7 protein-coding genes are annotated in these 6,616 nt (G+C 48.6%); 3 read left to right on the top strand and 4 right to left on the bottom strand.

The genetic code is table 11. The annotated features are described in order from the left end of the window. Positions 1 to 304: 304 nt before the first annotated feature. Positions 305 to 622 carry a hypothetical protein gene (locus RG963_RS15970; RefSeq protein ID WP_310577271.1) on the top strand — a complete coding sequence of 106 codons (318 nt, stop codon included), beginning with the start codon at positions 305 to 307 and terminating at the stop codon, positions 620 to 622. 562 nt (positions 623 to 1,184) lie between these two features. On the opposite strand, the gene frhB is transcribed toward RG963_RS15970, so the two are convergent. The 4 genes from frhB to frhA are packed head-to-tail and all read right to left on the bottom strand — an operon-like array spanning position 1,185 to position 4,776. After that, on the bottom strand, positions 1,185 to 2,060 hold the full coding sequence (gene frhB, locus RG963_RS15975; protein ID WP_310577272.1) for a coenzyme F420 hydrogenase subunit beta: 876 nt from the start codon (positions 2,058 to 2,060) through the stop codon (positions 1,185 to 1,187). Positions 2,061 to 2,070: 10 nt separating this feature from the next. Further along, positions 2,071 to 2,934 carry a coenzyme F420 hydrogenase subunit gamma gene (gene frhG, locus RG963_RS15980; RefSeq protein WP_310577273.1) on the bottom strand — a complete coding sequence of 288 codons (864 nt, stop codon included), beginning with the start codon at positions 2,932 to 2,934 and terminating at the stop codon, positions 2,071 to 2,073. Continuing rightward, positions 2,921 to 3,400: a coenzyme F420-reducing hydrogenase, FrhD protein gene (gene frhD, locus RG963_RS15985; protein ID WP_310577277.1), complete on the bottom strand. Its 480-nt coding sequence runs from the start codon at positions 3,398 to 3,400 to the stop codon at positions 2,921 to 2,923. The genes frhG and frhD overlap by 14 nt, the downstream gene beginning before the upstream one ends. Before the next feature lie 5 nt (positions 3,401 to 3,405). Further along, positions 3,406 to 4,776, bottom strand: a complete 1,371-nt coding sequence (gene frhA / locus RG963_RS15990; protein WP_310577274.1) for a coenzyme F420 hydrogenase subunit alpha — start codon at positions 4,774 to 4,776, stop codon at positions 3,406 to 3,408. A 1,106-nt stretch (positions 4,777 to 5,882) separates the two neighbouring features. Between frhA and RG963_RS15995 the strand changes: the two genes are divergently transcribed. Beyond that, complete coding sequence (locus RG963_RS15995; protein ID WP_310577275.1) at positions 5,883 to 6,185, top strand: LLM class oxidoreductase; 303 nt, start codon at positions 5,883 to 5,885, stop codon at positions 6,183 to 6,185. 94 nt (positions 6,186 to 6,279) lie between these two features. After that, positions 6,280 to 6,616 (top strand): glycogen debranching N-terminal domain-containing protein (locus tag RG963_RS16000; RefSeq protein WP_310577276.1); only part of this gene is annotated, 337 nt, incomplete at its 3' end.

Consider the following 6,616-nt stretch of genomic DNA (forward strand, 5'->3'; position numbering starts at 1 on the left):
TCAAGAAAATTATTCTAATTTTTAATGTCGACCTGCCGAAAGCAGGCTCAATTTTAGATCAAAATCTGGGTGAAAACGGCAAAAATACAGAGGTTTTATTCAAATGTATGTACCTATTCAAATGTATGTACCATACAGAATAATTACCAGAATCTCCACCAGGGCTTTTTAGATCCAGAGGCTTCAAATGCTTGTTTTATTATATTTATCAAGTGATACAGTACTTGATTTATTATAGTTGTTTATCATATATTGTGTTATGGGGAAGGATAGAGAAACAATTTTGTTTAAGGTATCAATAGACATGAACGAAGAAACACCAAACGAAATTGATTTAAGAATGTCTAATTTAAAAGAAATTTCTTCTAAATCAAATGGTAAAACGTTTTTAACACTGCGTGATTCAAATGCTATTGAATACAACAGTAATAGAAAGGGGTTCATGATACGCAGGTTAGGACGAATTGTATCAATTTCAAATGATGATATGAATTCTCTTATCAAAATGACAGACGATGACATGGGATCTTATATTGCGAAAAAATTCCAAGGAGAGGAAAGAAAACAGGACATTTTAAAAGAATTCGTAAAAATAGTGATTGATGGAAAGGTGACACCATGAATTGTATTGATATTGTTAACCCGAGAGGATACGAATCAACCGTATATTGATTCTCATCAATTGATTTTTTTTCTTTTTTTTGTATCGTTTTCCAATCGTATAAGCCCTCTGATCATGTGTAATGTTTCTTTTCGACAACTGATTTCAATCATCCATATAATGACATCAGAACGAGAATCAAAATCTTTTTTCTTTTGTTGTAAATTCAACTCTCAATTTTCGGAATATTTCCCTGATTTTCGAGGTTTATATGTAATACACGGATAGTATGTAATTATAAACACAAAAATAACGCTCAAGTCGAATAAAATTTAAATTCGTAGTTTTTTATCCTACATTCCGCAGTATTTTTTTGAAAATCAATATTTTTCCTGATAGCGTTTTTGGAATAGATGCAAATAATTTGGATTTTTAATGGCATTTGGTGAAAATTGAATGATATCGTTTTTGGTCTCTAAATTTTCGGTACGCTTTCAGTTGAATCATCTTGGGGATGAGAAATTACCCCATCCCCGCATTCTTGTAATAACACGAATAATTTCAAAGATAAAAAAGAGGAGTTTCAGGCGTAGGGATCCCGCAGCGCCTTGTTGACGCCGAAGGTCCTGCGCTCCTCTACCGTCTTCCGGTTCTTGTCTATCTTCTCCTTCGCGAGCTTCGTGACGAGCTCTAGACCTGGCTTGACCTCTTCGATGGGCTTTGTCTCGAACAGGCCTGCGTCGACTGCTTTGGACCAGATATCGTTCCCAATCTTGGTGCGAATGAAAACCGTGGACCAGCCGTCAGGGCTTCCGACCGAGCCGGTCGAGATGTCGGCGAGGTTGGAGACATAGTCGAGGCAGACGTGGCAGCCGGGCTGCTCGTACTTGTGGGTCTCCTTGAGCGGCACGGTGGCTACGTTCCCGCGCTCGGTGTAGACCCAGTATTTGCCCTTCGTGATCTCCATCTTTTTCACGGAGCTGAGGTTCTGGCCCGCGTGGTCCTCGACAATGGCCTGCATGGAATTGTACGGGAAGTTCTCCATGCAGAAGAGCCCTACTGTGAAAGCGATCTTGTCCGGGACATCCCGCATGTTGATGGGATAGAGCTGAGCCTTCCTGACCGCCTGCATCTGACAGCAGACGCCGGTGATCCCTACCTTATCGAGGCCGAAGGACCGGGTCGCCTCCTTGAGCCAGGAGATCTGGGGACTGATGCTGTACTTTGTCCCTTGTGCCTTGAGGATGTCCCCGCGGCTCGTCGCGACGAGCGGCTTTGGCTCCCAGGGCCTGTCACCCATGCCTGCCACAATTGTCCCGTCGATAATCCCCTGCTCGAGGGCATAGACCATGAGGGTGGTGGCGATTCCGCCGTCCTGTGCCTTCTGGAGGATCTCCTTTTCCGTGCTCCGTGCCGAAACGCAGGTTATGTATTTACCGAGATATGGATCTGCAACCATCTTTCTCACCTCACTTAAGCGCTCCAGCGATTATCTCGCTGATGCTCTCGAATTCAGGAATCACATCCAGGTTGAAGAACGACCTCGGGCAGGCTCCGTAGCAGGAGCCGCACTTAATGCAGAGGTCACGCTCACCCTGCGGCTTCCCGAACTCAAGGGTGATCGCCCGCACTGGACAGGATGCAGCGCAGGTACCGCAGCCCATGCAAAGGCCCTGGTTGATCACGTCGTTCATCAGGTCGCAGAAGCATCCGGTCGTGCCGCGCTTCGCAAGGTCCATGAGGGGCTTTAAGTACTTGCCCGCAAGGGCCTTCTGGTCCTCGTTCCCCTCCAGGAGCAGGTACGCCATGACAGCGACGTTCCTTATGAGCTCCGGGCTCGGGGGGCATCCCGGGATGTAGACATCCACGTCGATGAGATCCCCGATTGGGAGAAATGACTCGTGCTGGGGCTGGTTGTGCTGCCCGCCGCGGCTGAACCGGGTGATGTTCCCGTAGCTCGCGCACGAGCCGAGTGCCACTACGATCTTGGCCTTCTTTCGCGTCTCCTTGATCTCTTCCACCGATTCGTGGTCCTGGATGCAGACCGATCCCTCGACGAGCGCCACGTCCATCTCTGGGATATGCCGGACGTCGGCGAGCGTGAGGCTGTAGACGAGGTCGGCGTAGTCGTCCAGGATCTTGATGAGTCCCATGTAATTGTCGGCCACGGACACGAGGCAGCCGGTACAGCCGCTCATGTGTACATGCCCGAGCTTGATCTTGTTTGCCACTGGTTTCGCCTCCTTTGTATCTTCCACCTTCTTCTCTGTCGCAACCTGAGCGGGCTTGGCTTCCCCGCCCATAGTTTTCTTGATGGAGTTAAGCAGTTCCATAGTTCATCCCAATTTCCTTCAGTATCTCGGATACAGCGTCCGGAATGGCTCTCTGTACCTCGTCTGTAATCCCGATGACCATCTCAGGGGCAGAAACGTACTTCTTCTGGCATGCAAGGACCCGGATCCGGATATCGTCCTTGATGCACTGAAGCGGCTCGGTCAGATCCCAGGAGTGGGCGTCCCTGTAGCTTCCCACGGGGAGCTCGTCAACTGTGAGCCACCTGAGCTCGCCGGGTTTCCCCTCGAAGTCCGCAATGTCCACGATGATAAGAGTCTTTGTGGACTCGGGATTAAGGAGGGTAAAGACGAAATGAGGCCCCCCGAGCCCCGCGTCAACGGCAGTGACGTTTTCGGGGAGTTCGAGGCCCTTGAGATGCTCCACGACTGCGGGTCCGAACCCATCGTCTGCATAAAGCGGGTTGCCGCAGCCTGCCACCACGATCTCGGAGTACAGCGTTTCCATTCCCTTCACCACTGGAGGAGCTTCTGTGCGACTATCTTGTTTTTCTCGTCCACCACGATCATATGGGTTGCGCACGAGACGCACGGATCATAGGCCCTGACGACCATCTCGGCGATCTGCCAGGGTGCTCCAGTCAGACTGCGGCTGCAGGTCGGAAGGTTCCAGGTTGTGGGCACAAGCATCTCGTACCACAACACCCGCCCATCCTTCACCCGTGCGAGGTGGACATCAGTCCCTCGCGGGGCCTCGTTCGCGGCCCAGCCCATGGACCCGTCTCCCTGGGGGATGTAGTCAGCGAGGACCTTGCCTGAGGTATTCAGGTTGTCAAGACACTTTAGGATGGTGTAACAGCAGTCGGGGTATTCCATCTGCCTGGCTATGTGCTGGGCGAAGGTCCCCCTCTCAGTGAAGTTCTTGAAAGTTGCGAGCCTTGCCCTCGGGCCAACCTCAACCGGCTGGCCATCATAGATCGGAACACTGTTGCAGGCTTCCATCCGGGGGTTGGCCTTGGTGCCGGCCTTCGTGGTGCCGCCGATTGGGTAGCTCGGGTCCTCAAGATCGATGGTTACCTCACCCATGTACCACTCCCATGGCCGGGTCTCCTTCCACCGGGCGAAGTCCCACATGGGCTTCTCGTCCAGACTGGATGAGCCGTACATAGGGGAGGTGGCCATAACCCCCTGGTCGTGGTACCCGAGCTTCTTAGGGATCGGAATCTGCTTGCCCGCGACGTCTGTGAACCCCCGGTTCTGCATGTCCCTTATTACATCGAGCATGAACTCCATCTGCTCGTGGGCAAGGGCGAGACCTTCCTTCGCCAGGTCGGCCATCTTCTGTTTTGCCAGAGGGCTCACGTTGTGGTACATCCCGCCGACCCTTGGATTGGAGGGGTGGATAGCCTCGCCGCCTGCGATGGCTCCAATAGTCTGTCCGATCTCGCGGATTCGGAAGATCCTCTCCACAATGCTCCTAAATGGCTGCTCCTTAGCGAACGGGGTGATCTTCGTCTCCGTCCCAGGGATGTAAAAGTCCGGGAGGATCAGAATGTTGTGCAGGGCGATGCTGTGAAGGCGGTTTGCGGCATGGAGAATGACCCGCAGGAGCTTTGCATCCTCGGGGATCTCGCAGCCGATCGAAGCCTCCATGGCCTCGGTGCTCGCCAGGGTGTGGGCGATGGGACAGATACCGCAGACCCGAGAGGCAATCTTCGGGACCTGGTCCATCGTCTTACCTATTGCGAGCTTCTCAATACCTCTTACCGGGGTGATGGAGAGCCAGTCTCCTCGCTCGACGATACCCTGATCATCTACCTTCATGGTGAGCTTGGAGTGGCCTTCATGTCTTGTGGTTGGAGAGATTTCTATAACTTTCGTCAATGGTATGCCTCATTTTCGATTCGGTGTTCTTGCATTTTCCCCCTTCCAGAGGGTCACGATTATAGTGATATAGTGATATAATTATAGTGATATAATATTACATTCTGGATATCCCGGTTCAGACCAAGTTCTTCAGCTAATGACGCGCTCCAGATGGAGTGCACGTCTTCCTTACCATTTCCAGTCTCCGTCAAATTACTGAATTTTTAGGAGAGAGTTAAGCCTGATCTCTTAAAAAATATACCAAGGTCATGGAGCAAGAATGGAAGTTGAAGTTTATCGTCATTCATTGCCTGAAATGCCCCTTCAAAAAAATTTATTTCAAAAAATATCAATTTATATATATAATTTTCTAAATTTAGCTAAGTTATGAATATTTATGAGAAAATAGTTAATAGAAATCCACACTTGTACAAATATTAGAATAAATAAAAAATAATCACTAAATAAAAGTTCAACTCAATGTAGAGTTTCATCCTTGTTTTCACGGAAATTGCTTGCAAATACACAATTCATCGAATTTATCTCCAATGTGTTTTAGTTTCAATCCTTATTTTGCTGGAAGCTGTTTTGCAACTTATGAGAGATACTCAAGAAGAAAGCCGAAATAGGGATTCAATTCCTGTTTTGATGGAAATCTGTTTTACAACGAGAAGTAGACTCTCAACATCCACAGAATAAAGAGATGAAAGGTGAACGTTTTTCAATCTTTGTTTTAATGGATCTTGCTTTCGAATGCGCCTTGTAACGGCTCTCCAAAAAGAAGAATGGAGGTTTCATTCCTTGTATTCATGGAAGTTACTTGCTAATATGCAATTTCTCCATATTTTGATCAGAAAAGGCCCGAAAATAAGCCATTTTTAAGGACCATAGTGCTTGTTGGAAAACTATCAAACCCTTTACAAACGCTATTTTTTACTTTTAATGTGATTTAGTGGTTTAAGCACCCGACAATCCATCAGGCAAGCTACAAATATTTAAATAAAAATTCCATGATAATTATCTTATAAGTTTTTACCCAGAGCCGTCTTTAGTGATTAAAGGTTAAATTGTAAGCGCCGCACAACGGGGATGGTGCCCGGAAGGCTGGAAAGGACCTTAAGAAGATGTCAAAGCAGGTCGAGATAAGGGTGGCTTACACCGACGACGTAGATGCCGCCGTAAAGATATTTAAACAGTACTGGGCCGGCACGACGATCGTAGCAACACATCTCCGGAACATCTACACGCCGGAAATGGTAGCCGCGAACAGAGCGGTCGTGGGAGACGATGTGATCAAGAACAGGCAATGTATCTCCAGTAACCCGAAAGTGCACGCGAAATTCGCACAACGGTTCATCGATGCGGGCTTTAACCGGCTTTACGTTCATTCCGCGGGCCCAGATCAGTACGAGTTCATCGAGGGCTAAGGGTGGGATATGCTTCCGATCATCCGGGAAAGGAACCTTCCGAGGGCTGCAGCCACTGTATAAATCTGGACACTGGGTTGTTTGAGGAATTTGCATGCTAAAGCCTTCTGAACGAGAGGAAATCCGTGAAGTGTCGGACATACATAAGAGGTATACCCTGTCCAACAGCATTATCAACGAAACGGTCATAAGGGATGATGAGCTGACGCTCGTAATGCAAGAGGATGGCGAGATACCTATTACAGAAAATTACGGGTATGGCCTCTATTACCATGATTGCAGGTACCTGAGCGATTTTCTCATGCGACTCATGGACACGCCTCCTAAGCGGGTTCTGTCCAGCGACGATAGAGGTTTCAGATCGACGCTTATAGTCAACCCGGAAATAAAGGATTGTACGGGCACCACCGTCTCCAAAGAAACGCTCCTCG

Origin of the sequence: Methanosarcina baikalica (genome assembly GCF_031461075.1) — an archaeon.
GTDB lineage: Archaea > Halobacteriota > Methanosarcinia > Methanosarcinales > Methanosarcinaceae > Methanosarcina > Methanosarcina baikalica.

Excerpts from the sequence above, each read along its gene's own strand:
- RG963_RS15995 (WP_310577275.1), top strand. The coding sequence starts at position 5,883 with ATGTCAAAGCAGGTCGAGATAAGGGTGGCTTACACCGACGACGTAGAT.
- frhB (WP_310577272.1), bottom strand. The coding sequence starts at position 2,060 with ATGGTTGCAGATCCATATCTCGGTAAATACATAACCTGCGTTTCGGCA.
- frhD (WP_310577277.1), bottom strand. The coding sequence starts at position 3,400 with ATGGAAACGCTGTACTCCGAGATCGTGGTGGCAGGCTGCGGCAACCCG.
- RG963_RS15970 (WP_310577271.1), top strand. The coding sequence starts at position 305 with ATGAACGAAGAAACACCAAACGAAATTGATTTAAGAATGTCTAATTTA.
- frhG (WP_310577273.1), bottom strand. The coding sequence starts at position 2,934 with ATGGAACTGCTTAACTCCATCAAGAAAACTATGGGCGGGGAAGCCAAG.